Annotated in this window: 29 protein-coding genes; 4 read left to right on the top strand and 25 right to left on the bottom strand. The window is 65.1% G+C overall.

Annotation, left to right across the window (positions count from 1 at the left end):
* Positions 1-17 precede the first annotated feature (17 nt).
* The 4 genes from WS87_RS02580 to WS87_RS02565 are packed head-to-tail and all read right to left on the bottom strand — an operon-like array spanning position 18 to position 4,079.
* Positions 18-1,661 (bottom strand): type IV pilus secretin PilQ, encoded by a 1,644-nt coding sequence (locus WS87_RS02580; protein ID WP_059820875.1) that lies wholly within the window; start codon positions 1,659-1,661, stop codon positions 18-20.
* The gene (locus WS87_RS02575; RefSeq protein ID WP_059820874.1) at positions 1,658-2,527 is read right to left on the bottom strand and encodes a hypothetical protein; all 870 of its coding nucleotides are present in this window, start codon (positions 2,525-2,527) and stop codon (positions 1,658-1,660) included. Before WS87_RS02575 ends, WS87_RS02580 begins: the two co-directional genes overlap by 4 nt.
* On the bottom strand, positions 2,524-3,156 hold the full coding sequence (locus tag WS87_RS02570; protein ID WP_236873223.1) for a fimbrial protein: 633 nt from the start codon (positions 3,154-3,156) through the stop codon (positions 2,524-2,526). The genes WS87_RS02575 and WS87_RS02570 overlap by 4 nt, the downstream gene beginning before the upstream one ends.
* Positions 3,156-4,079, bottom strand: coding sequence for a hypothetical protein (locus tag WS87_RS02565; protein WP_059820873.1), 924 nt, complete (start codon positions 4,077-4,079; stop codon positions 3,156-3,158). Before WS87_RS02565 ends, WS87_RS02570 begins: the two co-directional genes overlap by 1 nt.
* 226 nt (positions 4,080-4,305) lie before the next feature.
* Here WS87_RS02565 and WS87_RS02560 point away from each other — a divergent pair, with 226 nt between their 5' ends.
* The gene (locus tag WS87_RS02560; RefSeq protein ID WP_107938097.1) at positions 4,306-6,693 is read left to right on the top strand and encodes a penicillin-binding protein 1A; all 2,388 of its coding nucleotides are present in this window, start codon (positions 4,306-4,308) and stop codon (positions 6,691-6,693) included.
* A gap of 97 nt (positions 6,694-6,790) precedes the next feature.
* Here WS87_RS02560 and cyaY read toward each other — a convergent pair whose 3' ends face one another.
* The gene (cyaY, locus tag WS87_RS02555; protein ID WP_059820871.1) at positions 6,791-7,117 is read right to left on the bottom strand and encodes an iron donor protein CyaY; all 327 of its coding nucleotides are present in this window, start codon (positions 7,115-7,117) and stop codon (positions 6,791-6,793) included.
* A gap of 36 nt (positions 7,118-7,153) precedes the next feature.
* Here cyaY and lptM point away from each other — a divergent pair, with 36 nt between their 5' ends.
* Positions 7,154-7,435, top strand: a complete 282-nt coding sequence (gene lptM, locus WS87_RS02550) for an LPS translocon maturation chaperone LptM (RefSeq protein WP_059535586.1) — start codon at positions 7,154-7,156, stop codon at positions 7,433-7,435.
* Positions 7,436-7,521: 86 nt separating this feature from the next.
* On the opposite strand, the gene msrQ is transcribed toward lptM, so the two are convergent.
* From msrQ to WS87_RS02525, 5 genes are all read right to left on the bottom strand, one after another.
* Positions 7,522-8,205: a protein-methionine-sulfoxide reductase heme-binding subunit MsrQ gene (gene msrQ, locus WS87_RS02545; RefSeq protein ID WP_059820912.1), complete on the bottom strand. Its 684-nt coding sequence runs from the start codon at positions 8,203-8,205 to the stop codon at positions 7,522-7,524.
* A 20-nt stretch (positions 8,206-8,225) separates the two neighbouring features.
* Positions 8,226-9,221: a protein-methionine-sulfoxide reductase catalytic subunit MsrP gene (gene msrP, locus WS87_RS02540; RefSeq protein ID WP_059702643.1), complete on the bottom strand. Its 996-nt coding sequence runs from the start codon at positions 9,219-9,221 to the stop codon at positions 8,226-8,228.
* A gap of 158 nt (positions 9,222-9,379) precedes the next feature.
* Positions 9,380-10,570 (bottom strand): c-type cytochrome biogenesis protein CcsB, encoded by a 1,191-nt coding sequence (gene ccsB, locus WS87_RS02535; RefSeq protein ID WP_059692389.1) that lies wholly within the window; start codon positions 10,568-10,570, stop codon positions 9,380-9,382.
* 4 nt (positions 10,571-10,574) lie between these two features.
* Positions 10,575-12,791 (bottom strand): cytochrome c biogenesis protein ResB, encoded by a 2,217-nt coding sequence (locus tag WS87_RS02530; protein WP_059820870.1) that lies wholly within the window; start codon positions 12,789-12,791, stop codon positions 10,575-10,577.
* 202 nt (positions 12,792-12,993) lie between these two features.
* On the bottom strand, positions 12,994-13,647 hold the full coding sequence (locus WS87_RS02525) for a c-type cytochrome (protein ID WP_059820869.1): 654 nt from the start codon (positions 13,645-13,647) through the stop codon (positions 12,994-12,996).
* Between the two features lie 218 nt (positions 13,648-13,865).
* Between WS87_RS02525 and yihA the strand changes: the two genes are divergently transcribed.
* Together yihA and hemB are read left to right on the top strand one after the other, a co-directional pair.
* Entirely contained in the window at positions 13,866-14,525 is a 660-nt protein-coding gene (gene yihA / locus WS87_RS02520; RefSeq protein ID WP_059505749.1) for a ribosome biogenesis GTP-binding protein YihA/YsxC, read from the top strand.
* 253 nt (positions 14,526-14,778) lie between these two features.
* On the top strand, positions 14,779-15,777 hold the full coding sequence (gene hemB / locus WS87_RS02515; protein ID WP_059686546.1) for a porphobilinogen synthase: 999 nt from the start codon (positions 14,779-14,781) through the stop codon (positions 15,775-15,777).
* Between the two features lie 115 nt (positions 15,778-15,892).
* Here hemB and dsbD read toward each other — a convergent pair whose 3' ends face one another.
* From dsbD to rplF, 15 genes are all read right to left on the bottom strand, one after another.
* Positions 15,893-17,740 (bottom strand): protein-disulfide reductase DsbD, encoded by a 1,848-nt coding sequence (gene dsbD, locus WS87_RS02510; RefSeq protein WP_059820868.1) that lies wholly within the window; start codon positions 17,738-17,740, stop codon positions 15,893-15,895.
* Positions 17,733-18,059: a divalent-cation tolerance protein CutA gene (gene cutA, locus WS87_RS02505; RefSeq protein WP_059820867.1), complete on the bottom strand. Its 327-nt coding sequence runs from the start codon at positions 18,057-18,059 to the stop codon at positions 17,733-17,735. The genes dsbD and cutA overlap by 8 nt, the downstream gene beginning before the upstream one ends.
* A gap of 208 nt (positions 18,060-18,267) precedes the next feature.
* Positions 18,268-18,663: a 50S ribosomal protein L17 gene (gene rplQ / locus WS87_RS02500; protein WP_006477175.1), complete on the bottom strand. Its 396-nt coding sequence runs from the start codon at positions 18,661-18,663 to the stop codon at positions 18,268-18,270.
* 136 nt (positions 18,664-18,799) lie between these two features.
* Entirely contained in the window at positions 18,800-19,777 is a 978-nt protein-coding gene (locus WS87_RS02495; RefSeq protein WP_006477176.1) for a DNA-directed RNA polymerase subunit alpha, read from the bottom strand.
* A 124-nt stretch (positions 19,778-19,901) separates the two neighbouring features.
* The gene (gene rpsD / locus WS87_RS02490; RefSeq protein WP_012362893.1) at positions 19,902-20,525 is read right to left on the bottom strand and encodes a 30S ribosomal protein S4; all 624 of its coding nucleotides are present in this window, start codon (positions 20,523-20,525) and stop codon (positions 19,902-19,904) included.
* Positions 20,526-20,680: 155 nt separating this feature from the next.
* Positions 20,681-21,082 carry a 30S ribosomal protein S11 gene (gene rpsK, locus WS87_RS02485; RefSeq protein WP_004197937.1) on the bottom strand — a complete coding sequence of 134 codons (402 nt, stop codon included), beginning with the start codon at positions 21,080-21,082 and terminating at the stop codon, positions 20,681-20,683.
* Positions 21,083-21,110: 28 nt separating this feature from the next.
* Positions 21,111-21,476, bottom strand: coding sequence for a 30S ribosomal protein S13 (gene rpsM, locus WS87_RS02480; RefSeq protein ID WP_039323572.1), 366 nt, complete (start codon positions 21,474-21,476; stop codon positions 21,111-21,113).
* Between the two features lie 38 nt (positions 21,477-21,514).
* A complete protein-coding gene (gene rpmJ / locus WS87_RS02475; RefSeq protein ID WP_004199844.1) occupies positions 21,515-21,631 on the bottom strand; it encodes a 50S ribosomal protein L36 in 117 nt (38 codons plus the stop codon).
* Positions 21,632-21,651: 20 nt separating this feature from the next.
* Positions 21,652-21,870 (bottom strand): translation initiation factor IF-1, encoded by a 219-nt coding sequence (gene infA, locus WS87_RS02470; RefSeq protein ID WP_004521905.1) that lies wholly within the window; start codon positions 21,868-21,870, stop codon positions 21,652-21,654.
* A 9-nt stretch (positions 21,871-21,879) separates the two neighbouring features.
* Positions 21,880-23,229, bottom strand: a complete 1,350-nt coding sequence (secY, locus tag WS87_RS02465; protein WP_006400642.1) for a preprotein translocase subunit SecY — start codon at positions 23,227-23,229, stop codon at positions 21,880-21,882.
* A 42-nt stretch (positions 23,230-23,271) separates the two neighbouring features.
* Positions 23,272-23,706 carry a 50S ribosomal protein L15 gene (rplO, locus tag WS87_RS02460; protein ID WP_006482880.1) on the bottom strand — a complete coding sequence of 145 codons (435 nt, stop codon included), beginning with the start codon at positions 23,704-23,706 and terminating at the stop codon, positions 23,272-23,274.
* A 26-nt stretch (positions 23,707-23,732) separates the two neighbouring features.
* Positions 23,733-23,915, bottom strand: coding sequence for a 50S ribosomal protein L30 (rpmD, locus tag WS87_RS02455; RefSeq protein ID WP_006400644.1), 183 nt, complete (start codon positions 23,913-23,915; stop codon positions 23,733-23,735).
* Between the two features lie 15 nt (positions 23,916-23,930).
* Positions 23,931-24,449, bottom strand: coding sequence for a 30S ribosomal protein S5 (rpsE, locus tag WS87_RS02450; RefSeq protein WP_006752931.1), 519 nt, complete (start codon positions 24,447-24,449; stop codon positions 23,931-23,933).
* Positions 24,450-24,463: 14 nt separating this feature from the next.
* Positions 24,464-24,829, bottom strand: coding sequence for a 50S ribosomal protein L18 (rplR, locus tag WS87_RS02445; RefSeq protein ID WP_006477183.1), 366 nt, complete (start codon positions 24,827-24,829; stop codon positions 24,464-24,466).
* 12 nt (positions 24,830-24,841) lie between these two features.
* Entirely contained in the window at positions 24,842-25,372 is a 531-nt protein-coding gene (gene rplF / locus WS87_RS02440) for a 50S ribosomal protein L6 (protein WP_006758786.1), read from the bottom strand.
* Position 25,373: the final 1 nt, after the last annotated feature.

The following is a 25,373-nucleotide window of genomic DNA, read 5'->3' as shown; positions in this document are numbered from 1 at the left end:
CTGGTGTGTGGCGCAGCTTACTGGCAAAGCGGCTGCCTTGTCGAGCCTGCGCCACCGGCTTCCGGCCCCGTTTTTCCCGCATCCGCGTCGCCCGCGCCGGCCGTTTCGCAACGCGCGCCGACGACCGTCGGCGTGATGAAGACGACCAGTTCGTTGCGCTGGTCGCGCCGCGCGCGGTGCCGGAAAAGCGCGCCCAGAACCGGTATTTTGCCCAAGAGCGGCACCCGCGTCACATCGTCCCGGTTCAACTGCTCGTAAATCCCGCCGATGGCGACCGTTCCGCCGTCCTCGACCTCGACGCGCGTCTGGACGTGCTTCGTATGAATCGCCGGGCCGGCCGCCGTCGGCTCGCCGATGCTGTCCTTCGTCACGTCCAGATCGAGCACGACGCGCCCGTCGGGCGTGATCTGCGGCTCGACCTCGAGCTTCAGCGTCGCGCGGCGGAACTGCACGCCGCTCACGCCGTTGCCGACTTTCGCCTGGTACGGCAGCTCCGAGCCCTGCTCCACGATCGCCTTCACGCGGTCGGCCGTCACCACGCGCGGGCTCGAAACGATCTGGCCCCGGCCCTGCGCCTCGAGCGCGCTCAATTCGACGTCGAGCACGCGGCTGAGCGGCGCGGCGAACAACGTGAAGCCGGCCGTCGCCGCCTCGAAGCCGCCGAGCGGTCGCGCGGCCAGATCGAGCGCGTTGCGTGTGTCCGTCACGGTCGCCGCCCCGTCTGCAGCGGGAGCCCGCCCCTGGGCGCGCAGCGCGACGCGTGCGCCGAGGTTGCGCGAGAACCCCTGCTCGCCCTCGACGATGCGCGCCTCGATCCGGACCTGCCGCGACGGCCGGTCGATCGCGTCGATCAGGCCCGCGATCTGCTCGATGCGCGGCGCCAGATCGGTGACGAACAACAAGTTCATGCGCGGATCGGCCGCCGCGGCGCCGCGCTTCGACAGCAGGCGCTGGCCGGTCGCCCCGGCCAGCAACCGCTGCACGTCCTGCGCACGCGGGTAATGCAGCACGAAGGTTCGGCTCGCGAGCGGCTCCAGCTCGGCCGCGCGTGCGTGCGTTTCGAAGCGCTCGCGCTCCCGCGCGGCGACTTCGGCCGCCGGCGTGACCCAGATCACGTTGCCGCGCCGGGACATCGCCAGCCCGTGCGTGTCGAGCAACGTATCGAACGCATCGCGCCAGCGGACATTGTTCAGACGTAATGTCACGGTGCCGCGCACCTGCTCGCCGACGACGATGTTCAGCCCGGTGAATCGCGCGAGCGCGTCGAATGCGGCCGCGAGGCCGGCGCCCTGTAGATTCAGCGAGATTCGCCGTGCGTCGTCCGCATCGCCGGGGTGCCGCGCCGCGGCGTCGCTCATGCGCGTCGGCGGAGGCAACGGAATCGGCGGCCCTTCCAGCAGTGGTACCGGTGCCGGAGTGTTCGCCTGAAGCGCTGCGCGCGCCGCCTGGTCGAACGGCAGTGGACCATCGTGCGCGGGCGCGCCACCGCTCACGCCGTCCAGGCCGTCGGGCACGCCCTGCGGCAGCGGCGTGTCCTCGGCATACACCCGTATCGCCCCGATCGGCCAGCCGGCCGGCGGCAAAGGCGGTAGCGCCGCGTCCACGGCGGCCACGCTCGACCCGGCCCAGAATGCGATCACCCACCATCCATACTTCGTCATGAGTGGCCTCCGTCGTCCACGGCGAGCCGGCGTGCGCCATCGGCCGTCGCTACCGTCACGGCACCGGTTTCGACGCTCACCACACGCGATACCCCGAACGCCTCACCCGGCGCAACGGTCGCGAATGCGCCATCGCCGGCGTCGAACAGCGCAAGCCCGGTGCGTCCGTCGCGAATGGTGCCGGCCAGGCGCGGCGTCATATCGTCAGCCACCGTCGGCAAACCGGCTCCGCCGAAGGGATCGTCACTCTGCGCGCCGGCAAGCACCGCCTCCGCGCCATCCGGAACCCGGCCCCCCGACAGCGCCGGAAACACGTCGATCATCATGTCCACCCGCGACGCGGGCGGTTTCCTCTCGATATGCAGCCCGGACGGCACCACCAGCACCGGGAAACTCGCCAGCCCGCCCATCAGGCGCAGCAGCGCCGGAAAACCGCCTTCCGCGACGATCCGCACCGTGCGCCGGCCATCCGGCGCCGCATCGTCAGTGCGCCGCGGTTCGATCGACACAACCCGCAGTCCGCTTCCTCGGACCACGTCAGCCAGCTCCAGCATCAGCGCGGGCCACCCCGGCGCAGGCGGTGAGCTGGCGTCGTGCCCGGCAGCCGGGCCCATATCGCGCCGCGGCGCGGCGGCCGCGAGCAGCCGTTGTGCGTCGGCGGCCCGTATCTGCGCCGTTGTCAGCAATGCATGACTGCGTGCGAGTCCGCTTCCATCGACGGCATTCATCAGATAAACGCCCACGCCCATCACGAACGCGAATGCGAGCGCGCAACCAACGGTGTGCATGGCGGCCGGCGACATCCGCGTCACGCGGCCGAGCCACTCGACGCCGTCAGGCATGGACTGATGCACGATCGCCGTCATGAGCCGCCTCCCGTTGCCGTCTGTCGCGGCGGCGCGTCGTGCCAGCGCACCTGCACGGAAAAGCGAAACGGCACGACCGAACCCGCGACCGGCGTGGCCGAAGCCGGTGTCAGCGCACCGATGTCGAAGTGCCAGTCGCGCTGCTCGGCCGCGATGCGTGCGAGCCACCGCGCGGCCGTCCGGTAACCCGTCGCGCGCGCGTCGAGTTCGGCACCGGACGATGTCGTACGCAATGCGTCGAGGTGAACGGTGTCGTCACGCACCTGCGCCAGCGTCGCCAGCAGTCCGGCAACGCGCCGATACGGCGCGGCAAGCACGGCCGCTCGTGCATCGCGTTGCGCGAGATCGGCTGCCGCGCCGGCGGTGCGCCGTGCGGCATCGACCTGCGGCTGCAATTGCCGCAACCGCGCCTCCACTCGCGTGCGCTCGGCATCCACGCGCCATCGCCACGCTGTCGCCACCCCTGTCCAGATTCCGGCCCCGAGTGCGCCGAGCACGATCGCCGCCCCGCATTGCGCGGCACGGCGCCGCCGCAGCGCCTGCGCCAGCCGCTCACGGTATGGCAGCAAATTGAAGCCCCCGAGCGCGGCATGGCCGGCGGCAGCCCGCCCGAACCCCATATCGGCCATCACTCCCACACCCCGCGCAGCGCCAGCCCGATCGCGAGGGCAAACGCCGGACCGCCCGGCGCGCCGGCGGGCACGCCCGGCAGACCGTCCCATCCGGTGCAGTCGAACGGCACCACGGCCACCCCGAGCGCATCGCCGATATCGGCGGCCGACGTGCCACAGCGGGCGATGCAGCGCTCGTCGCCGGCCACGAGCACGCAGCGCACCGGCTCGAACACGCACTGGCGCAATGCGTCCGGCAACGCCGCCCGCACGTCGCCGGACAGCGCGAGCACCGGTGCGGCGATCGCGCCGTCGATCCGCCACCCGCGCAAGCCCGTGTCGTTGAACCAGAATGCGGCATACGGGCCGTGCGCGTCGGGCTCGAACTGCGCGGCGTAGCGCAACGCGCGCAGCGCGGCAGCCGACTCGCCGTCGACGGCCGTCAGATCGATGCCGGCCTGCGCGGCCACGTCGATCCGCCGCTCGAGCAATGCCTGCGGCGCCACGGCGACCGCAATCTCGCCCCGGCACGCGTCGTCGTCCTGCCGCCAGTCGAACGCAAGGTCGTCAGGTGCCAGCCCCGAGATCCGTTCGGCCGCCTGCCGGGCGGCGTCCGCAACGTCGTCGCGCCCGGCCAGATCGAGCGTCGCGGTCTGCATCTCGTCATCGCGCAGCGCCATCACGCCGCGCGCGTCGCAACGCACGCCCGCCGCCGACAGCCGCGACACCGCCGCCGCCAACGCACGTGCGACCGCGGCCCAGCGCGCGTCCTCCGGCCCGCCCGCCAGTCCGACCGGCTCCCGCTCGAGTCCTTCGACCAGCACATCCGCAGTCCGGCCGCGCCGGCTCAGCACGGCCACCCTCACTTCGTCCGCCCCGACGTCGATGCCCGTCGAACGGTGCCTGCCCGGCGCGAACCGCGCCGCCCATCGTCCTGCCATCCCTGCCTCCCGCGATCGTCGCGGCCCACGCCGCGTTTCCGAGGCCTGATTCTGCAAAGCGGCGCGCGCGCCAGACAGTCGGCCGAACGGCCAGTCGTGGCACGGAGCGGCCGCGCAGAGGCCATACTGGCGGCACCGCGATCCGCCACGTGTCGGCGGACGTCCCCCGCGTCAGGGGCCGTCTTACCGGGCAGCTATAATCGCGGGACTGTTTTCCGGTATGCCTATGCAATCCACGTCTCCTACGTCCCCGCCTCCCGCGCCCGAGCCGAAGAAGCGGTCCTGGTGGCTGAAAGTCCTGATCGGCCTCGCCGCGATGTGCGTAGCCCTCGTCGTGGCCGGCGGCCTCGTGCTCGGCTACGCGCTCGTCGTCGCGTGGCCGAACATGCCGTCGCTCGACGCGCTGACCGACTATCGTCCGAAGGTACCGCTGCGGATCTACACGTCGGATCACGTGCTGATCGGCGAATTCGGCGAGGAACGCCGCGACATCGTCCATTTCAAGGACGTGCCCGACTCGCTCAAGAAGGCGATCCTCGCGATCGAGGACGCGCGCTTCTACGATCACGGCGGCGTCGACCTCACCGGCATCGCCCGCGCCGGCTTCGTCGCGCTGACGAACGGCCATGCGTCGCAGGGCGCGAGCACGATCACGATGCAGGTCGCGCGCAACTTCTTCCTGTCGAGCGAAAAGACCTACACGCGCAAGATCTACGAGATGCTGCTCGCGTACCGGATCGAGCGCGCGCTGACGAAGGATCAGATTCTCGAGGTCTACATGAATCAGATCTATCTCGGCCAGCGTGCGTATGGCTTCGCGAGCGCCGCGCGGGTCTATTTCGGCAAGGACCTCAAGGACATCACGCTCGCGGAAGCGGCAATGCTCGCGGGGCTGCCGAAGGCGCCGTCCGCGTATAACCCGGTCGTCAATCCGAAGCGCGCGAAGGTGCGCCAGGAATACATCCTGCAACGGATGCTCGAGCTGAACTTCATCACGCGCGAGCAGTACGACGAAGCCGTCGCGCAGCCGCTCGTCGTCAAGGGCGCGGGCCGCGAGTTCAGCGTGCACGCCGAGTACGTCGCGGAAATGGTCCGTCAGATGATGTACGCGCAGTACCGCGAGGAAACCTACACGCGCGGCTTCAACGTCGTCACGACGATCGACTCCGCCGACCAGCAGGTCGCGTACACCGCGCTGCGCAAGGGCATCATGGATTACGAGCGCCGCCACGGCTATCGCGGGCCGGAAGGCTTCATCGAGCTGCCGGCCGGCGCCGACGACCGCGAACAGGCGATCGACGACGCGCTGCTCGAGCACCCCGACAACGGCGAACTGGTCGCGGCGGTCGTCACCGCCGCAACCTCGCGCCAGATCACCGTCGCCTTCATCGACGGCAGCAGCACGACGATCGAAGGCGACAACCTGCGATTCGCGTCGGGCGCGCTGTCGGCCAGCGCGCAGCCGAACCGCCGCATCCGGCCGGGCGCGATCGTCCGGGTCGTGAAGAACGACGCAGGCAAGTGGGCGATCACGCAGTTGCCGCAGGTCGAAGGCGCGTTCATCTCGATCGTCCCGCAGGACGGTGCGATCCGCTCGCTCGTCGGCGGCTTCGACTACAACAAGAACAAGTTCAACCACGTCACGCAGGCGTGGCGGCAACCGGGTTCGTCGTTCAAGCCGTTCATCTACTCGGCGTCGCTCGACAAGGGCCTCGGGCCGGCCACGGTGATCAACGACGGCCCACTGTATTTCAGCGCCGCGGAAACCGGCGGCCAGCCGTGGGAGCCGAAGAACTACGGTGGCGGCTTCGAAGGCCCGATGTCGATGCGCACCGCGCTGCAGCGCTCGCGCAACCTCGTGTCGATCCGGATCCTGAACCACATCGGCACGAAGTACGCGCAGCAATACATCACGCGCTTCGGCTTCGACGCCGACCGCCATCCGGCCTATCTGCCGATGGCGCTCGGCGCGGGCCAGGTCACGCCGTTGCAGATGGCCGGCGCGTACTCGGTGTTCGCGAACGGCGGCTTCCGCGTGAATCCGTACCTGATCGCCGAAGTGACCGATCCGAATGGCGCGATCGTCGCCCGCGCGCAGCCGCTCATCGCCGAGCAGAACGCGCCGCGCGCAATCGACGCGCGCAACGCGTACGTGATGAACAGCCTGCTGCAGAGCGTCGCGCAGCGCGGCACGGGTGCGCGCACCAACGTGCTGAAGCGCACCGACCTCGCCGGCAAGACCGGTACGACGAACGATTCGCACGACGCATGGTTCGCCGGCTACCAGCACACGCTCGCGGCGATCGCGTGGATCGGCTACGACAATCCGCGCAGCCTCGGCGATCGCGAAACCGGCGGCGGCCTGTCGCTGCCGGTCTGGATCGACTACATGGGCGCGGCGCTGAAGGGCACGCCGGAGTTCAAGCCGACGATGCCGGACGACGTCCAGGCGCTCGGCAGCGAGCTTTACTTCACCGAGTTCACGCCGGGACACGGCTTCGTGTCGACGGTCGGCGTGCCGCAGGCGCCGGCGGTGCAAAACACCGACGAACCCGTGCCGCACGTCGACGAGCAGGAGAAGCAGGACATCATGAACCTGTTCCGCGGCCATTGACACGAACGGCCGAGCATGAAAAAAGCGCCCCGCAGGGCGCTTTTTTCTTGTGCTTCAATCCGGCGTATCGGGCGCCCAGCCGGGCGAGCGCCGGACGTTACGCGCCGAACGTGATCGGCTGGCCGGCCTGTTGCGTCGCGTACTCTGTGAGCGCCGCGAAGAACTCGGAGCCGGTGCGCGTATCGCGCCATTCGCCGTCGACGAAACGGTAATGGAATCCGCCCGCCTTCGCGGCGATCCACAGTTCCTTCATCGGCGGCTGGAGATTGATGATGATCTTCGAGCCGTTCTCGAACGTCAGCGTCAGCACGCTGCCGTTGCGCTCCAGATCGATGTCGTGGTCGCCGTCGTTCGCGGCATCCACGGTACGCTCGACGGCCGCCAGCACGGCCTCGGCACGGGCCAGGTATTCAGTATCGGACATGCTAAACTCTATCGGTTAAATTGTTCAGGGACGATCATGCGAGTCGTTTTCCGGATGAGCGCGATTGTAGCGGCTTTGGCGATACTTGCCGGCTGCGGTCAACGCGGCCCGCTCTATCTGCCCACCGTGCCGCCGTTGCCGGCGAAGCCCATCCAGCAACAGGACACGCCGCCGTCGGACGTCACGCCGACCGATGAAAACGCGTCGACCGAAAGCATTCCCGATTCTTCCGGCACGCCGCTCACGCTGTCGCCGGAGCTGTCGAGCGATGCGTCGAGGGCCGCGACGCCCGCATCCGGCCCGGTTGTCGCGCAATAATCGCACCCCGCGGCCCGCGCGGTTTCGTTCGCAACAAAGGCGATGACTTCCCGTCATCGCCTTTTGTTTTTTTCAGGCCCGCATCGTCATGCACGGATGCGCCGCCAGCCCCATTCAAGCAGCCGCCAGCCGAGCAGCACCGCGACGATCGTCGCGTAGAGCTTCGGCTGCGCGAGATTGTGCTTGCCTGCCCTCATCCACCAGAAATGCAGCACGCCGAGCAGCGCAATCGCATAGATTGCGCGATGCAGCGTCGTCCAGTGACGGCCGAGCCGGCGCACCATCGCGCGCGGCGACGTCGCGGCCAGCGGAATCAGCAACACGAACGCGGCGAAGCCGACCGTGATGAACGGACGCTTCCCGACGTCCTTCAGGATCGCGAGCACGTCGAACCACTTGTCGAACCACAGATACGTCGTGAAATGCAGCGTCGCGTAAAAGAACGCGAACAGGCCGATCATCCGACGAAAGCGCAGCAACGCGGGAACGCCCGTCACGCGCCGAATCGGCGTGACGGTGAGCGTGATGCAGAGCATCACCAGCGTCCAGAGGCCCGTCGAACGCGTGATGAACTCGATCGGGTTCGCGCTGAGCCGGTCGGTCAGCCCGAACAGCACGAGACGCGCGAGCGGATAGAGGCCGGCCGCGAACACCAGCACCTTGGCGGGGGCAAGCCAGCGCGGCGAGGCGGTACGCGCCCCACCGGCACCACCGGCGGCAGCCGTGCGCATGCCGGACGCGCGCGCGGGCGTCAGCGTCGAGGAAGGAATGTCGTTTCTCACCGGCGCGCTCAGAAGTTCTTTTTCAGGTCCATGCCCTGATACATCGACGCGACGAGATCGCCGTAGCCATTGAACATCAGCGTCTTGCGCTTCGGCGTGAAGAAGCCGTCCTCGCCGATCCGGCGCTCGGTCGCCTGGCTCCAGCGCGGGTGATCGACGTTCGGGTTCACATTCGAATAGAAGCCGTATTCGTTCGACGCATACGTGTTCCAACTCGTCTTCGGCTGCTTGTCGACGAAGCGAATCTTCACCAGCGACTTCGCGCTCTTGAAGCCGTACTTCCACGGCACGACGATCCGCACCGGCGCGCCATTCTGGTTCGGCAGCACCTGGCCGTACACGCCCATCGTCAGCAGCGTCAGCGGATTCATCGCCTCGTCCATCCGCAGCCCTTCCGAGTACGGCCAATCGAGCACCGGCGCCGACAGCCCAGGCATCTGCGACGGATCGGCCAGCGTGATGAACTGCACGTATTTCGCGTTGCCGGTCGGCTGCACGCGTTTGATCAGCTCGGACAGCGGCACGCCGATCCACGGAATCACCATCGACCATCCTTCGACGCAACGCAGCCGGTACACGCGCTCCTCGAGCGGCGCGAGCTTCAGCAGTTCGTCGAGATCGAACACCTTCGGGTGCAGCACCTCGCCCTCGACGCTCACACGCCACGGGCGCGGCCGCAGCGTGCCCGCGTTCTGGGCCGGATCGCTCTTGTCGGTGCCGAATTCGTAGAAGTTGTTGTAGGACGTGATGTCCTTGAACGGCGTCACCTTGTCGGCCGCGACGAACCTCGGGTTGGTTTTCGCCGCAAGCTTCGCGGCCCGCGCGTCCGGCGACGCATAGGCCGCGAACGCCGCGCCGCTGCCGCCAAGCAATCCGCCCGCCGCCGCCAGGCCGGCGGCCTGCAATACGCGCCGCCGGTTCTCGAATACCGCGCGCGGCGTAATCTGGCTCTGCGCGATATCACCGCCGGTCAGTACGGTGCGCAAAGAGTGTTTGATCCACATCGTGCTGCTCCTCCTGCATGCGCGGCGCGCACGCTTCATGAGCGTTCGACCCGACCCGTGCTGCGCCGTTCGACGCCCGGACCGCCCGCCCGTTACAAAAGAAAACCGCCGGGCACGCAGTGCGCCGGCGGTCTTTTGTCGGACCAACGTCGAAAATCTTACAGCTTGCCGTAGCTATGCAGCCCGGACAGGAACATGTTGACGCCGAGGAATGCGAACGTCGTCACGAGCAAGCCCGTGAGCGCCCACCAGGCGGCGACCGCGCCGCGCAGGCCCTTCATCAGGCGCATGTGCAGCCAGGCCGCGTAGTTGAGCCACACGATCAGCGCCCAGGTTTCCTTCGGATCCCAGCTCCAGTAACCGCCCCATGCTTCAGCGGCCCACAGCGCGCCGAGGATCGTCGCGATCGTGAAGAACGCGAAACCGACCGCGATCGACTTGTACATCACGTCGTCGAGCACCTCGAGCGTCGGCAGGCGATCGGCGAGCACGCCGCGCTCCTTCATCAGGTACGCGACCGACACCATCGCCGACAGCGCGAAGCTGCCGTAGCCGATGAAGTTCGCCGGCACGTGAATCTTCATCCACCAGCTCTGCAGCGCCGGCACGAGCGGCTGGATCTGCTGCGCATCGCGCGCGACCGAGTACCACATCAGGAAGCCGACGGCCGCGCTGATGACCAGCAGCACGAACGCGCCAAGCGAGCGCGTGCCGTAGTGGCCTTCGTAATACAGGTAAAGCAGTGCGGTGATCAGGCTGAACAGCACGAAGACTTCATACAGATTCGACACCGGGATATGCCCGACGTCGGCACCGATCAGGTAGGACTCGTACCAGCGCACCATCAGGCCGGTGAAACCCATCAGCACCGCGACCCACGTCAGTTTCTGGCCAATCGCGGAGCCCGATTCGGAGCGCGCGAGCAGGCCGATCCAGTAGAAGATCGTCGCGAGCACGAACAGCGCGCTCATCCACAGGATCGCGGACTGGCTCGACAGGAAGTACTTGAGGAAGAACGCCGAATCGGCGCGCGCGAGATCGCCCTGGTAGATCTGGATCGACAGCAGCGACAGCACCGCGATCGACGCCATCATCAGCCGCGCAGGCTTCCAGCGCCAGCCGAGCACGACAAGCGCCGGCACCGTGCCGATCATCACCGCCTTGTCGTAGTAATTCATGTGTTCGTTGTAATGCACGAACGCATAGCCCGCGCCGACCACGAGTGCCAAGGCGAACAGCCAGTCGATGATCGACAGGCGCGCGAGGAACGGACGGTCGTCGAACAACGGCGCCGGATTCGGGGCCTGGACCGGCCCCGAACGGGAAGAGGAAACTTGAGTGAGATCCATGATGTTACCGGGTGGAATTCTCGGAATCGGAACCGTCGCCGGCGGGCGGACGGGCAGTCGCTGCCGCACCGGCGGGTGCGGCGTCGCGCGGCGTGGCGCGCAAGGCGGCGCCGGCCGCGTCGCGCGTCTGCACGAATTCTTTCTCGAAATCGAAGGTCTTGCGGGCCGTGGACATCGCCATCACCACATCGACGCCGGAACCGGCGTCCTTGAGCCAGAACCAGAGGCGCCGCTCGCGCACGTAGAACATCGAGAAGATGCCGGCGACCAACAGCAGGCTGCCAAGATACACCAGATTCTTGCCGGGTGCGCGCGTCAGCTGAAATACCGAAGCTTGGACCTGCTTGAAGGAGTCGAGCTGCAAATAGACCGGCGATCCGTACAAGAAGCTGTCGGATAGCGCATTGATCGCGTTCTGCACGAAGCGGATCGTGTCGGTGCCCTGCTGGGCGGCCGGCTCACCGGCACGCTCGCGCGCGATCTGCCAGACTTCCCACATCGACCCCTCGAGCATGCGCAGCAGCAGGCTGGCCGCCTTTTCCTGCTCGGCCTTCGGCACCGAGCGGTCGATGAACGTCGCCACCGCCTGGAAGCCGCCGACCGGCTGGCCGTCGGCGCCGCGGCCGACGCTGTCGTCGCTCGCCGCAAAAAGGGTCAGCACCTTGAACGCGCTGTCCTGCAGGCGGCCGCGCAGCGACGCTTCGGTCGTCGGCAGCGAACGCTGTGCGAAACGTGCGGCGGCATCGGCACGCACGGCCGGATCCTCGAGCGCGGCGCGCAGGCGCATCCATTCGCCGATCGAATCCTGGCTGTCGGCCGGAATCCGCATGTAGCGGAACGGATCGTTCGGGCTCGCGCGCACGCCGGCGAGGAACACGCGCGTGCCGCCCATGTCGACGGGCAGCATGTAGTTGTTGAATTCGCGCGCCTGGCCGTCCTTGCCGCGAATCTTGTACTGCACCGACGGGCCGATGTTGTGGAGCTGCATCGGCTTCGACGTCTTCGCGCCCGAACCGAGCCGCTCGTCGAACGCTTCCTTGAGCGACTCCGTCTTCGCGACGCCGCGCACGTCCGGCTTGCCGTTCGCGTCCGCCATGTTCTCGACGTTGATCGCGCGGAAGTCGGAGAATTCAATCGTGTCGCCGTCGCTGCCCGGCATCTGCAGCGGCGCCGTGCTGCCGATCGTGCCCTTCACCGCGAAGGTCTTCGCGTTGCCGCCCGTCATCGGGTAGGCCGTCATCTCCATCTGTGAGCCGCCGTCCTGGAAGCTCGACTGGTAGATGGACACGCCCTTGTACGTGAACGGCTTATTGACCTCGACACGCGCCGGGATCTTCTGGCCCGTCTCGCGATCGATCACGACGATGTCGCTCGCGAACAGCTTCGGCATCCCCGTCGTGTAGTAATCGACGATGAACTTGTTGAGCTGGATCGAGAAGGGCAGGTCCTGGATCAGCGAACCGCTCGGCTGGTTCAGGATCGCGGTCGACACGAACTGGCCTTCCGGCACCCACGCGTAGCCGCGGAAGGTCGGGTTCGACGCGGACAACCGATGGTCGGGCGAGATTTCGCTGATCGTCGCGCTCGTGTTGACCGGGCTCTTGCCGAACATCCACATCTGGAATTTGATCGGCAAGTTGCTGTCCAGCAGGCCGCCGATACAGATCACGACGATCGCAAGGTGCGCGGAGATGTAGCCCCACTTCGTCAGCGCGCCGCGTTTCGCGGAGATCAGCGTTGCACCGTCGGTTTCACGCACGACGTGCTTGTAGCCGGCCTTGGTGACGAACGTGGCAAGCGAGGCCGCGACGGTCGCGCGCGTGCCGGACGCCGAGTATTCGGCCTTGTGGTGGAAGGCACGCAGGCTGCCTTCGCGCACCTTGTCCTTCCAGCTCTTCGCGTCGGCAAGCATCTTCGGCGCGTTGCGGATCACGCACAGCGAGATCGACACGACGAGGAAGATCAGGATCAGCATGAACCACCACGCGCTGTACACGTTGTACAGGCCCAGCGAGCGGAAGATGTCCGCCCAGAATGGCCCGAACTGGTTCACGTAGTTCGGATACGGGTCATCCTGGGTCAGGACCGTCCCGACGATGCTCGCGATCGACAGCACCACCAGCAGCGCGATCGCGAAGCGCATCGAGCTCAGCAACTCGACCGCGCGCCTGGACGCACTTGGACCCGACTTCGACTGCAACCCCGACGTGGTAACGCTCATTCAAACTCCAACTAAGGGGAAACAGCCCCCACGCTCACTATGTTCGCTGCCCCCCAAGGGGGCGGTCAGCACTCTTGGGACGGCCCGGCGAGTGCCGACAAAAAAGGGCGAGGCAACCGCAACGGTGCGGCGCCCCACCCTTTTCTTGTTCTGACTCCGGCCGCCCTTCGGGCGCCCGGTCATTTCATTCGCGACCGTCCGTTCAACGCAGGCCCGCGATGTAATCCGCGACGGCCTTGATCTCGTTGTCCGACAGACGCGATGCAATCTGATGCATCGCCTCGTTGTTGTTGCGCGCGCCGGCACCCTGCTGGAACGCGGTCAACTGGGCAACCGTGTAATCGGCCCACTGCCCCGACAGACGCGGGTACTGGACCGGAATCCCCTGCCCCGTCGGCCCGTGGCAGCTCGCGCAGGCGGGCACGCCCTTGTCCGCGATGCCGCCGCGATAGATCTTCTGGCCGATCGGCACGGTCGCCGCATCGCGTGCAGTGCCGAGCTTCGTCGTCTGCGATCCGTAATACGCGGCGACGTTGCGCATGTCGTCCGCGCTCAACGCGCTCGCAAACCCGACCATCACCGGATTGGTCCGCGCCGGCCCCTTCGCGCCCGGCTGGGCCTTGAAGTCGTTCAACTGCTTGACCAGATATTCGGGATGCTGGCCGGCGAGCTTCGGAAAACTGCCCGATGCGCTGTTGCCGTCGGCGCCGTGACACGACGCGCAGACTTGCCCGGCAATCGCCTTGCCGCGGTCCAGATCCGGCTTTGCCGCATCCGCCGCGTTTGCCTCCGCTACGAAACCTACGAACCCTGCTGCAACCTGAAGCACCATCAGAGACTTGCACAGTCGATTCATTCGCACACCCTGTTTCGTCTTGTGGGAATTTGAGGTTCTGCAAAAAACGACGTCGACCAGTCTACCGCAGAAGCTGCATAAAAGCGCGAGGCAGGCGCCCGCAGCCCTTCGGCAAAACCGGCGTATTGTACAATATCGCGCTGAAAGCTCCCGCGCCTATCGGGGCTACCCCGCCTCCACCAAGCGGCTCGCGCCGCCCCGTCCCTCCGGTTTCCCCCATGGCCTTTTTGCTCCATCAAGCCCGCTTCTATACGACCGTCAACCATCTGCGCGACCTGCCGCCGACGGTGCAACCGGAAATCGCGTTCGCGGGCCGCTCGAATGCCGGCAAATCGACGGCGATCAACGTGCTGTGCAATCAGAAGCGGCTCGCGTTCGCGTCGAAGACGCCCGGCCGCACGCAGCACATCAACTACTTCTCCGTCGGCCCGGCCGCCGAGCCCGTCGCGAACTTGGTCGACCTGCCCGGCTACGGTTACGCGGAAGTGCCGGGGGCCGCGAAGGCCCACTGGGAAATGCTGCTGTCGTCCTATCTCGCGACGCGTTCGCAGCTGTGCGGCCTGATCCTGATGATGGATTCGCGCCGCCCGCTGACCGACCTCGATCGCCGGATGATCGAGTGGTTCGCGCCGACCGGCAAGCCGATCCACACGCTGCTGACGAAGTGCGACAAATTGACGCGCCAGGAAAGCATCAATGCGCTGCGTAACACGCAGAAGGGACTCGACGCGTATCGCGACCAAGGCGTGAAGGGCAAGCTGACCGTCCAGCTGTTCTCGGCGCTGAAGCGCACGGGGCTCGACGAGGCGCATGAGCTGATCGAGAGCTGGGTGCGGCCGTCCGCCGCCGACGAAAAAGGCGAGCCTGTAGCACAATGAGCGGGCAACGCGCGGCCGGGATCGGCCGTGCGCACCTGACGGCACCTGCGAATTCGGCCGGCTCATAAAAAAACCCGCCGTTGAACGGCGGGTCAAACAGCCTAATCGAAAAACGACAGGCACCCGCTCAGGGAGGAGAAGCGGGGAGCTGCACGCGACGCGTGCCGCTCGATCGCTATCATATACCAACGATCTCGAAAATGACCTAAGGGTTCCGTAAGGTCCTTCTTGCCCTGATTTCTGCCAAATCGCCATGAGCTTCCATCCGCTTCATCGTCCGCGCCGGATGCGCCGCGACGACTTCTCCCGGCGCCTGATGCGCGAAAACCGCCTGACCACCGACGACCTGATCTACCCGGTGTTCGTCGTCGACGGCACCAACGAACGCCAGGCCGTCCCGTCGATGCCCGGCGTCGAGCGCGTGTCGGTCGATCTGCTGATGCATGTCGCCGAGCAGTGCGTCGAACTCGGCGTGCCCGTGCTGTCGCTGTTCCCGGCCATCGAGCCGTCGCTGAAAACGCCCGACGGCCGCGAAGCGGCCAATCCGGAAGGCCTGATCCCGCGCGCGGTGCGCGAGCTGAAGAAGCGTTTCCCCGAGCTCGGCGTGCTGACCGACGTCGCGCTCGATCCGTACACGAGCCACGGCCAAGACGGCGTGCTCGACGAAAACGGCTACGTGATCAACGACGACACGATCGAGATCCTGGTCGATCAGGCGCGCGCGCAGGCGGAAGCCGGCGTCGACATCGTCGCGCCGTCGGACATGATGGACGGGCGCATCGGCGCGGTCCGCGAGATGCTGGAAAGCGACGGCCATATCCATACGCGCATCATGGCCTATTCGGCCAAGTTCGCGTCGGCGTTCTACGGCCCGTTCCGCGATGCGGTCGGCTCGGCGTCCAATCTGGGCAAGGGCAACAAGATGACCTACCAGATGGATCCCGCGAACAGCGACGAAGCGCTGCGCGAAGTGCGCCTCGACATCGACGAAGGCGCCGACATGGTGATGGTCAAGCCCGGCATGCCGTATCTCGACATCGTGCGCCGCGTGAAGGACGAGTTCCGCTTCCCGACCTACGTGTACCAGGTGAGCGGCGAATACGCGATGCTGAAGGCCGCCGCGATGAACGGCTGGCTCGACCATGACAAGGTCGTGCTCGAATCGCTGCTTGCATTCAAGCGCGCGGGCGCCGACGGTGTCCTCACGTACTTCGCGCTCGACGCTGCCCGTCTGCTGAAAGCGCAGCGCTGAGCCGCACGACGGCGCGTATCAAGAAAAACGGCGGGACACTTTATCGGTGTCCCGCCGTTTTGTATTTATCGTCCGGTCGGCGTAGCAGGCGCCCATATGCGCGGAGGCGCGCGCCTTACACCGTCGGCACCGCCGCGCGATCGAGGCTGCGCAGGAACGTCTCGGCCGCCTGATAGCCGACCACGCGGCCGATCTCATTGCCGTTGCGATCGAAGAAGATGATGCCCGGCGGCCCGAACAGGTTGAAGCGCTTGAGGAGCGCCTGGTCGGCCGGATTGTTCGCGGTGACGTCCGCGCGCACCAGGTGAAGCTGCGCGAGCCGCGCCTGCACGCGCGAATCGGTGAACGTCAGATGCTCCATTTCCTTGCAGCTCACGCACCAGTCGGCATAGAAGTCGAGCATCACGGGTCGGCCCGACGTCTTCAGCAGCGCGTCGAGCTCGCCGCTGGAGCGCACCGCCGCGAACGCGGGGCCCGCCTGCCCGGCTGCCGCGCCGGCTGCCGACGCATCGCCCGACGCAACCGTGCGCGCCGCGAGTACGGCCAGCGGCTTCACGGGGTCGTTGGAGCCCGCCGCGAGCCCGACGAGCAGCGTCGCGGCCCAGATCGCGAGCGCCGCACCGAGGCCGCGACCGAGACGGCGCCAGATCGACGCGGCGCCGGCATGCGGCGTGAACAAGCCGAGCGCCGCCGCCGCGACGAGCAGCCACAGCGCAGCGAGCACCATCTTCAGCCCGCCCGCGAGCACCGGCCACACGATCCACAGCGCGGCGGCGAGCAGCACGATGCCGAAGAACACCTTCACGCCATCCATCCATGCGCCCGCGCGCGGCAGCACCGTGCCGGCACCGACGCCGACGACGAGCAGCGGCACGCCGAGCCCCAGCCCCATTGCGAACAGCGCGGCGCCGCCGAGCCATGCATTGCCGGTGTGCGCGATGAACGCGAGCACCGCGAACAGCGGCGCCGTCATGCACGCGCCGACGACCAGCGCCGACAACGCACCCATCGCGGCGACCGCGACGAAGTGGCCGCCCTGCCGCGCGCGCGAGGCTTCGGCCGCGCCGTTCTGCCAGCGCTCGGGCAACGCGATGTCCTTGCCGGAAATCAGCGATACCGCGAATGCCGTGAGCAGCACACCGAACGCGCCGAGCACCCACGGGTTCTGCAACCACGCGCCAAGGCTCTGGCCGACCAGCGCCGCCGCGATGCCCAGCACCGTATAGACGAGCGCCATGCCGACCACGTACGTCAGAGACAGCGCAAAGCCGCGCGCATGCGTCGCCCGCGTGCCCTGGCCGATGATGATCGCGGACACGATCGGAATCATCGGATACGAACAGGGCAGGAGACTCAGCACGACGCCCGCGACGAAATACAGCGCGACGATCGTGAAGAAGCCGTGCCCCTCGAGCAGCGACTGCGCGAAATCCGCGCTCGTGACCTTATCGAACCAGTTGCCCGAGGCCGGTGCGCCGTCGGCCGGCGCGGCCGCGCCCAGCGCCGCGCCGTCGACCTTCACGACGTGCTCCGCAGGCGGATAGCAGATCCCTTCGTCGGCGCACCCCTGCGACGTCACCGCGAGCTCGAACGGCCCCGCCGCCTGCTTGACCGGCACATGAATCACGACCTCGTCGCGATAGGTCTCGACTTCCTTCTGGAACGTCTGGTCGAACTTCACATGACCGGCCGGGAACAGTGGATCGCCGAGCGTCGCCTGCCCGCCCTTCACCGCGAAAGCGAACCGCTCGCGGTACAGGTAATAGCCATTGGCGACCTTGAAGCGGACGTCCACCTGCCCTGGCGCTTCGCTCGCGCTGAATTTGAATGCGATCGACGGATCGAGAAAATCGTCGGCCGCGCGCGCGACCGAGAGGCCGCCCAGCACGAACATGAACGACAACAGGACTGCGAGGACCCGCAGCGCGCGCACGCGCACGGAAAGCGCCATACCGTTAAACATGAAATAGACGTTGAGTTTCGCTGATCACCCACTGGCCGTATGCGGCCGAAGCCGTCGCCTGCCACGAGACGATTTCCGGCGTCTCGTACGGATGATGCGCGAGAATAAATCGCTCCAGTTCGAGCGAGCGCACGGGGCTCGTCTTGAACAGCAACTGGATCTCGTCGGCCGCCTCGACCTTGCCCTGCCAGTGGTAGCGCGACTTGATCGCACCGAGCTCCGATACGCACGCGGCAAGCCGCGCATCGAGCGCGCCGTCGGCGAGCGCTGCAGCCGTCGCCGCGTCCGGCACCGTCGTCAGCATCAACACCACCACCATACGCGCCCTCCTGGCTGGTTTTTACCGGCTTCCGCCGCCACGATCGGCCCATCGAAGGCCCGCGCCGACAGTTCCGTATCGTAGCGCAGCCCGCGCGACGCTGCCGGCTGCGGGCTGCGACAATCGATCGCAGCCCGCGGCGCTACAAAAAACAAAAAGGGCCAAGCAATTGCCCGGCCCTTTTCAGATACTGCTGCGTGCTGGAAGCTTACTCGGCTTCTTGCACGTTTTCCGTTTCGTCGACTTCCGGACGATCGAGCAGCTCGACCAGTGCCATCGGTGCGTTGTCGCCGACGCGGAAGCCGAACTTCAGCACGCGCAGGTAGCCGCCCGGACGGTTCGCGAAACGCGGACCGAGCACGTCGAACAGCTTCGCCACCGAGTCACGATCGCGCAGGCGGTTGAACGCCAGGCGACGGTTTGCCAGCGACGGCTTCTTGCCGAGCGTGATCAGCGGCTCGACGACTTTACGGAGTTCCTTCGCCTTCGGCAGCGTCGTCTTGATGACTTCGTGCTCGATCAGCGAGTTGGACATGTTACGGAGCATAGCCAGACGGTGGCTGCTCGTGCGGTTCAGTTTCCGCAGACCATGACGATGGCGCATTTCAGTTTCCTTGATTCAAAGTTTTGATCCAGCTCTTCTATCGCACCGCTGGGGTGCACGGGCCGGTAACGAAAAAAGCAAGATGCGGATTTTAAAGGAAAATCCGCATCTTTGCCAACTACAGCAACAACCGGGCTTACTTGTCGAGACCAGCCGGCGGCCAGTTTTCGAGCTTCATGCCCAGCGTGAGACCGCGCGAAGCGAGCACTTCCTTGATCTCGTTGAGCGACTTGCGACCGAGGTTCGGCGTCTTCAGCAGCTCGTTTTCCGTGCGCTGGATCAGGTCGCCGATGTAGTAGATGTTCTCGGCCTTCAGGCAGTTCGCCGAACGAACCGTCAGCTCGAGATCGTCCACCGGACGCAGCAGGATCGGATCGATCTGCGGTGCGCGCGACGGTGCCTCTGCAGCCGTTTCCGTGCCTTCCAGTGCCGCGAACACGGACAGCTGGTCGACCAGGATGCGGGCCGATTGACGGATCGCCTCTTCCGGGGTGATCACGCCGCTCGTCTCGATGTTCATCACGAGCTTGTCGAGGTCGGTACGCTGCTCGACACGTGCGCTTTCAACTGCGTAGCTCACGCGGCGAACCGGCGAGAACGACGCGTCGAGAACGATGCGGCCGATGATCTTGGCCGTGTCTTCGCCATAGCGACGGACGTTGCCGGGCACGTAGCCGCGACCCTTTTCGATCTTGATCTGAACGTCGAGCTTGCCGCCCTTCGACAGGTGTGCGATCACGTGATTCGGGTTGATGACTTCGCAATCGTGAGCCAGCTCGATATCGCCGGCCGTGACGACGCCTTCGCCTTCCTTGCGCAGGGTCACCGTCACTTCGTCACGGTTGTGCAGCTTGAACACCACACCCTTCAGGTTCAGCAGCAGGTTGACGACGTCCTCTTGCACGCCATCAAGCGTCGAATACTCGTGCACCACGCCGGCGATCGTGACTTCGGTCGGCGCGTAGCCAACCATCGACGACAGCAGCACGCGGCGAAGCGCATTGCCCAAGGTGTGGCCGTAACCGCGTTCGAACGGTTCCATGACCACCCTCGCGTGGTTCTCGCCCAGCGATTCCACGGCGATGATCTTGGGTTTCAGCAAACTGGTTTGCATGGGCTTTCCTTTTCAATACCCTCGGCTCGTTACACCGATAAGGCTGACCGGTAACAACCAGAAAATAAACAGCCGAGGCCCCTCCTTGCGTAACGCAATCGGGGTACCTCGGCCGTCAATCGGATTAACGCGAATACAATTCGACGATCAGGCTTTCGTTGATGTCGCCTGCGATGTCAGCGCGTTCCGGCATTTGCTTGAACGTGCCTTCGAACTTCTTCGCATCGACTGCAACCCAGCTCGGCATGCCGCCTTGCTCGGCCAGCGACAGCGCTTCGACGATACGCGCCTGCTTCTTTGCCTTTTCGCGGATCGCGACGACGTCACCCGCCTTCACTTGCTGCGACGGCACGTTCGCGACGACGCCGTTCACGGTGATCGACTTGTGGCTCACCAGCTGACGCGCTTCAGCGCGGGTCGAGCCGAAGCCCATGCGATACACGACGTTGTCGAGACGCGATTCGAGCAGTTGCAGCAGGTTTTCACCCGTGTTGCCCTTGCGACGGTCGGCTTCAGCGAAGTAGCGGCGGAACTGACGCTCCAGAACGCCGTAAATGCGCTTGACTTTTTGCTTTTCACGCAGCTGCGTACCATAGTCGGACGTACGTGCGCCCGAGGTACGGCCGTGCTGACCCGGCTTGCTGTCGAGCTTGCACTTGTCGGCGAGCGAGCGGCGCGCGCTCTTCAGGAACAGGTCGGTGCCTTCACGGCGGGACAGCTTGGCCTTGGGGCCGATATAACGTGCCACTTTGCATTCCTTTATCAATCAGTCACGCGGATCGAAATCCGCGCTAGTTCGCGCCCTTTGGGGCGAACGGTGGGCTTAGTCAATCAAAAAAGCAACGCCCGTCGACGCTACGCGGCGACAGGCAAATGTGCCAGCACAAACGTGCCAGCACATTCTTAGATACGACGGCGCTTCGGCGGACGGCAGCCGTTGTGCGGAATCGGGGTGACGTCCGAAATCGCGGTGATCTTGATGCCGAGACCATGCAGTGCGCGCACTGCCGACTCACGACCCGGGCCCGGGCCCTTGATCCGCACTTCCAGATTCTTCACGCCGTATTCCATCGCCACGCGACCGGCCGACTCAGCAGCAACCTGAGCAGCGAACGGCGTCGACTTGCGCGAGCCCTTGAAGCCCTGGCCGCCCGACGTCGCCCATGCCAGTGCATTGCCCTGGCGATCGGTGATCGTGATGATCGTGTTGTTGAACGACGCGTGAACGTGAACCACGCCTTCAGCGACGTTCTTCTTAACCTTCTTGCGAACGCGTTGCGCCGCGGTGTTCGAAGCCTTAGCCATTACGTTTTCCTGTAACTGTCAGTTCCGCTTACTTCTTCAGCGCTTGCGCTGCACGACGCGGACCCTTGCGGGTACGTGCGTTCGTACGCGTACGCTGACCGCGCATCGGCAGGCCCTTGCGATGACGAACACCACGGTAGCAACCGAGGTCCATCAGGCGCTTGATGTTCATCGTCACTTCACGGCGCAGATCGCCTTCGACGATGAACTTGCCCACTTCTTCACGCAGCTTTTCGAGGTCTGCGTCGGTCAGGTCCTTGACCTTCTTCGAGAATTCCACGCCAGCTGCCGTGCAGATGCTGCGCGAGCGCGTGCGGCCGATACCGAAGATTGCCGTCAGGCCGATCTCGGTATGCTGGTGATTCGGGATGTTAACCCCTGCGATACGAGCCATTGTTTTTCCTCAAACAAAAAGCGCAAACAAACGCGCGGTCAGCCTTGGCGCTGCTTGTGGCGCGGATCCGAGCTGCAGATCACGCGAACGACGCCTTTGCGCTTGATGATCTTGCAATTGCGGCAAATGCGCTTAACCGATGCCATCACTTTCATGATAATACCCTTTTTTCAAATCACTTCGCCCGGAACACGATCCGCGCACGAGACAGATCGTAAGGCGTCAATTCAACCGTCACCTTGTCGCCCGGCAGGATGCGGATGTAGTGCATCCGCATCTTCCCGGAGATATGCCCCAACACGACATGGCCGTTTTCCAGCTTCACACGGAAGGTCGCATTCGGGAGGTTTTCGATCACCTCACCTTGCATCTGGATTACATCGTCTTTGGCCATAGTCCTTAATTAACGCATTGGGATGTTGCCGCCCTTGAAGTTTGCCTTCTTGAGCAGCGACTCATACTGTTGCGACATAACGTACGACTGCACCTGCGCCATGAAGTCCATCGTGACGACGACAATGATCAGCAGCGACGTTCCACCAAAATAAAACGGCACGTTCCAGCGCAGCACCAGGAATTCCGGCAGCAGACACACGAAGACGATGTAGATCGCACCGGCCAGCGTCAGACGCGTGAGGATGCGGTCGATATATCGTGCGGTCTGATCGCCCGGACGAATGCCCGGAACAAACGCGCCGCTCTTCTTCAGGTTGTCCGCGGTTTCCCTGCTGTTGAACACCAGTGCGGTGTAGAAGAAGCAGAAAAACACGATTGCCAGCGTGTACAGCAGCACATAGACCGGCTGACCCGGCTTCAGCGCCTCCGCGACGTTATGCAACGTGTTGGAGATCCAGCTTCCCGACGGCTGCCCCGTGCTGAACCAGCCCAGAATCGTGGCCGGGAACAGGATGATCGACGACGCGAAGATCGGTGGAATCACGCCCGACATGTTCAGCTTCAGCGGCAAGTGCGACGACTGGCCACCGTAGATCTTGTTGCCGACCTGGCGCTTCGCGTAGTTCACGAGGATCTTGCGCTGACCGCGTTCGATGAACACGACCAGGTAAGTCACCGCGGCAATCAGAACGACGATGATGATCGCCGAAATGATGCTCATCGAACCCGTGCGCACCAGCTCGAACAGCCCACCGACGGCATTCGGGAACCCTGCTGCGATCCCGCCGAAGATGATGATCGAGATGCCGTTGCCCAGACCACGCTCGGTGATCTGCTCACCCAGCCACATCAGGAACATCGTGCCGGTAACCAGCGTCACGACCGTCGTCAGCCGGAACAGCATGCCGGGGTCGATCACGAGGCCCGGCTGGTTTTCCAGCGCAGCCGCGATACCGAACGCCTGGAAGGTCGCGAGCACCACGGTGAAATACCGCGTGTACTGCGTGATCTTCCGTTGCCCTGCCTGCCCTTCCTTCTTCAGCGCTTCGAGCTGCGGCGAGACGATCGCCAGCAACTGCATGATGATCGACGCCGAGATGTACGGCATGATCCCCAGCGCAAAGATCGTGAAGCGGGAAAGCGCGCCACCCGAGAACATGTTGAACATGCCCAGGATGCCGCCCGCCTGACTCTGGAACAGCTTCGCCAGTTGATCCGGATCGATGCCCGGCACGGGGATGTGCGCGCCGATGCGATAGACGATCAGCGCCAGGAGCAGGAACATCGCTCGCCGACGCAGATCGCCGAATTTCGCCGTGCTTCGACCGGGTTTTGCAAGACTCGGGCTGTTAGCCAAGTACCTTCTCCGATGAATGCAAGTAACGACGCGCTACGCGTGTCACTCGGCGAACGAACCGCCAGCCGCTTCGATCGCAGCGCGCGCACCCTTGGTGGCACCGAGACCCTTCACGACGATCTTGCGCTTCAGTTCGCCCGTCGCGATGATCTTTGCGCTCTTCGTCAGCTCGCCGACCAGGCCGGCTTGCTTCAGTGCGAGCAGATCGATTTCATCGACCGGCAGCTTCTCGAGGTCGCCCAGGCGCACTTCACCGACGAATTCCTTCGTCAGCGACGTGAAGCCGCGCTTCGGCAGACGACGTTGCAGCGGCATCTGACCGCCTTCGAAACCGACTTTGTGGAAGCCGCCCGAACGCGATTTCTGACCCTTGTGACCACGGCCAGCCGTCTTGCCGAGGCCCGAACCGATGCCGCGGCCGACGCGACGCTTGGCGTGCTTGGCGCCAGCGGCCGGCTTCAGGTTATTCAATTCCATATCAACTCCTTGATCCGTAGGGCCGCTTACGCGATGACCTTAACGAGGTACGAGACCTTGTTGATCATGCCGCGGACCGCCGGCGTGTCCTGCAGCTCGCTAACCGAGTTGAGTCGGCGCAGGCCCAGGCCACGCACGGTCGCGCGGTGCGATTCGCGGGTCCCGATCAGGCTCTTAACGAGCTGAACCTTGACAGTTTTTTCAGACATGGTGACCACCCGGGCTTAGCCCAAAATATCTTCGACGGACTTGCCGCGCTTCGCCGCGATGTCTGCCGGGGTCGACTGCTTGCGCAGACCGTCCAGCGTGGCGCGAACGAGGTTGTACGGGTTCGTCGAACCGTGGCTCTTTGCCACGACGTTCTGAACGCCCATCACGTCGAACACTGCGCGCATCGGGCCGCCGGCGATCACGCCCGTACCTGCCTTCGCCGGAGCGAGGAGGACAGCGGATGCGCCATGCTTGCCGTGCACTTCGTGCTGCAGCGTGCCGTTCTTGAGCGGCACCTTGAACATGTTGCGGCGAGCTTGTTCCATTGCCTTCTGGACAGCGACCGGCACTTCCTTCGCCTTGCCCTTGCCCATACCGATGCGGCCATCACCGTCGCCGACCACGGTCAGTGCGGCGAAGCCGAGAATACGGCCACCCTTCACGACCTTGGTCACGCGGTTGACCGAAATCATCTTTTCGCGAAGGCCGTCGTCGCGCTCGTCAGCCTGAACTTTCGCTTGCATCTTTGCCATGACGAATTCCTTCCTTAGAACTTGAGCCCAGCTTCGCGAGCTGCCTCAGCCAGCGCCTTGACGCGGCCATGGTAGCGGAAGCCCGAGCGGTCGAAGGCGACGGATTCGATGCCGGCGGCCTTTGCCTTCTCGGCAATACGCTTGCCGATCAGCGTCGCAGCATTAACGTTGCCGCCCTTGCCCGACTTGTCGGCCAGTTCGGCGCGCACTTCTGCTTCGAGCGTCGACGCGCTGGCGAGCACCTTGGTGCCGCAGGGCGAGAACACTTGAGCGTAGATGTGCGTGTTCGTGCGATGCACGGCGAGACGCGCGACCTGCAGCTCAGCGATCTTGATACGCGTCTGGCGAGCGCGGCGCAGGCGAGATTGAGTCTTATCCATGATTGCGCACCCTTACTTCTTCTTCGTTTCTTTGAGGATCACAACCTCGTCGGAATAGCGCACGCCCTTGCCCTTGTAGGGCTCCGGCGGACGGTAACCGCGGACTTCCGCAGCCACTTGACCGACTTGTTGCTTGTTGATCCCCTTGATCACGATTTCGGTTTGCGTCGGGGTTTCAGCCTTGACGCCTTCCGGCATCTGGTGCACCACCGGGTGCGAGAAACCCAGCGACAGGTTCAGCTTGTCGCCTTGCGCTTGCGCACGATAACCGACGCCAACCAGCGTCAGCTTGCGCTCGAAACCCTTGGTCACGCCGTGCACGGCATTCGCGATGATCGCGCGCATCGTGCCCGACAGTGCGTTTGCTTCGCGGCTTTCGTCGACCGGCGACAGATTCAGCGTGCCGTCGTTGTTCGCCACGTTCACGAGCGGATTAATCGCTTGCGTGATGGTGCCCAGCGGGCCCTTGACGGTGATAGCACCGTCGGCCAGCTTGACTTCCGCGCCTTGCAGCGCGATCGGGCTCTTACCTACTCGAGACATG

This window comes from Burkholderia sp. MSMB0856 (genome assembly GCF_001524645.2).
Lineage (GTDB): Bacteria > Pseudomonadota > Gammaproteobacteria > Burkholderiales > Burkholderiaceae > Burkholderia > Burkholderia diffusa.
Note: the sequence above shows the minus strand (reverse complement) of the source record. Positions and strands in the feature narration are given on the sequence as shown.

Bases quoted from the DNA above. Each gene is read 5' to 3' on its own strand.
- rplR (WP_006477183.1), bottom strand. From the start codon at position 24,829: ATGGATAAGACTCAATCTCGCCTGCGCCGCGCTCGCCAGACGCGTATC.
- rpsK (WP_004197937.1), bottom strand. From the start codon at position 21,082: ATGGCTAAGGCTTCGAACACCGCGGCGCAACGCGTTCGCAAGAAGGTT.
- yihA (WP_059505749.1), top strand. From the start codon at position 13,866: ATGGCCTTTTTGCTCCATCAAGCCCGCTTCTATACGACCGTCAACCAT.
- cutA (WP_059820867.1), bottom strand. From the start codon at position 18,059: ATGGTGGTGGTGTTGATGCTGACGACGGTGCCGGACGCGGCGACGGCT.
- WS87_RS02575 (WP_059820874.1), bottom strand. From the start codon at position 2,527: ATGACGGCGATCGTGCATCAGTCCATGCCTGACGGCGTCGAGTGGCTC.
- WS87_RS02525 (WP_059820869.1), bottom strand. From the start codon at position 13,647: ATGAATCGACTGTGCAAGTCTCTGATGGTGCTTCAGGTTGCAGCAGGG.
- hemB (WP_059686546.1), top strand. From the start codon at position 14,779: ATGAGCTTCCATCCGCTTCATCGTCCGCGCCGGATGCGCCGCGACGAC.
- msrP (WP_059702643.1), bottom strand. From the start codon at position 9,221: ATGTGGATCAAACACTCTTTGCGCACCGTACTGACCGGCGGTGATATC.
- lptM (WP_059535586.1), top strand. From the start codon at position 7,154: ATGCGAGTCGTTTTCCGGATGAGCGCGATTGTAGCGGCTTTGGCGATA.
- WS87_RS02565 (WP_059820873.1), bottom strand. From the start codon at position 4,079: ATGGCAGGACGATGGGCGGCGCGGTTCGCGCCGGGCAGGCACCGTTCG.
- rplQ (WP_006477175.1), bottom strand. From the start codon at position 18,663: ATGCGCCATCGTCATGGTCTGCGGAAACTGAACCGCACGAGCAGCCAC.
- rpmD (WP_006400644.1), bottom strand. From the start codon at position 23,915: ATGTCTGAAAAAACTGTCAAGGTTCAGCTCGTTAAGAGCCTGATCGGG.
- WS87_RS02570 (WP_236873223.1), bottom strand. From the start codon at position 3,156: ATGGCCGATATGGGGTTCGGGCGGGCTGCCGCCGGCCATGCCGCGCTC.
- cyaY (WP_059820871.1), bottom strand. From the start codon at position 7,117: ATGTCCGATACTGAATACCTGGCCCGTGCCGAGGCCGTGCTGGCGGCC.
- rplF (WP_006758786.1), bottom strand. From the start codon at position 25,372: ATGTCTCGAGTAGGTAAGAGCCCGATCGCGCTGCAAGGCGCGGAAGTC.
- WS87_RS02560 (WP_107938097.1), top strand. From the start codon at position 4,306: ATGCAATCCACGTCTCCTACGTCCCCGCCTCCCGCGCCCGAGCCGAAG.
- WS87_RS02580 (WP_059820875.1), bottom strand. From the start codon at position 1,661: ATGACGAAGTATGGATGGTGGGTGATCGCATTCTGGGCCGGGTCGAGC.
- WS87_RS02495 (WP_006477176.1), bottom strand. From the start codon at position 19,777: ATGCAAACCAGTTTGCTGAAACCCAAGATCATCGCCGTGGAATCGCTG.
- dsbD (WP_059820868.1), bottom strand. From the start codon at position 17,740: ATGTTTAACGGTATGGCGCTTTCCGTGCGCGTGCGCGCGCTGCGGGTC.
- WS87_RS02530 (WP_059820870.1), bottom strand. From the start codon at position 12,791: ATGAGCGTTACCACGTCGGGGTTGCAGTCGAAGTCGGGTCCAAGTGCG.
- rpsE (WP_006752931.1), bottom strand. From the start codon at position 24,449: ATGGCAAAGATGCAAGCGAAAGTTCAGGCTGACGAGCGCGACGACGGC.
- rplO (WP_006482880.1), bottom strand. From the start codon at position 23,706: ATGGAATTGAATAACCTGAAGCCGGCCGCTGGCGCCAAGCACGCCAAG.
- rpmJ (WP_004199844.1), bottom strand. From the start codon at position 21,631: ATGAAAGTGATGGCATCGGTTAAGCGCATTTGCCGCAATTGCAAGATC.
- ccsB (WP_059692389.1), bottom strand. From the start codon at position 10,570: ATGGATCTCACTCAAGTTTCCTCTTCCCGTTCGGGGCCGGTCCAGGCC.
- rpsM (WP_039323572.1), bottom strand. From the start codon at position 21,476: ATGGCTCGTATCGCAGGGGTTAACATCCCGAATCACCAGCATACCGAG.
- infA (WP_004521905.1), bottom strand. From the start codon at position 21,870: ATGGCCAAAGACGATGTAATCCAGATGCAAGGTGAGGTGATCGAAAAC.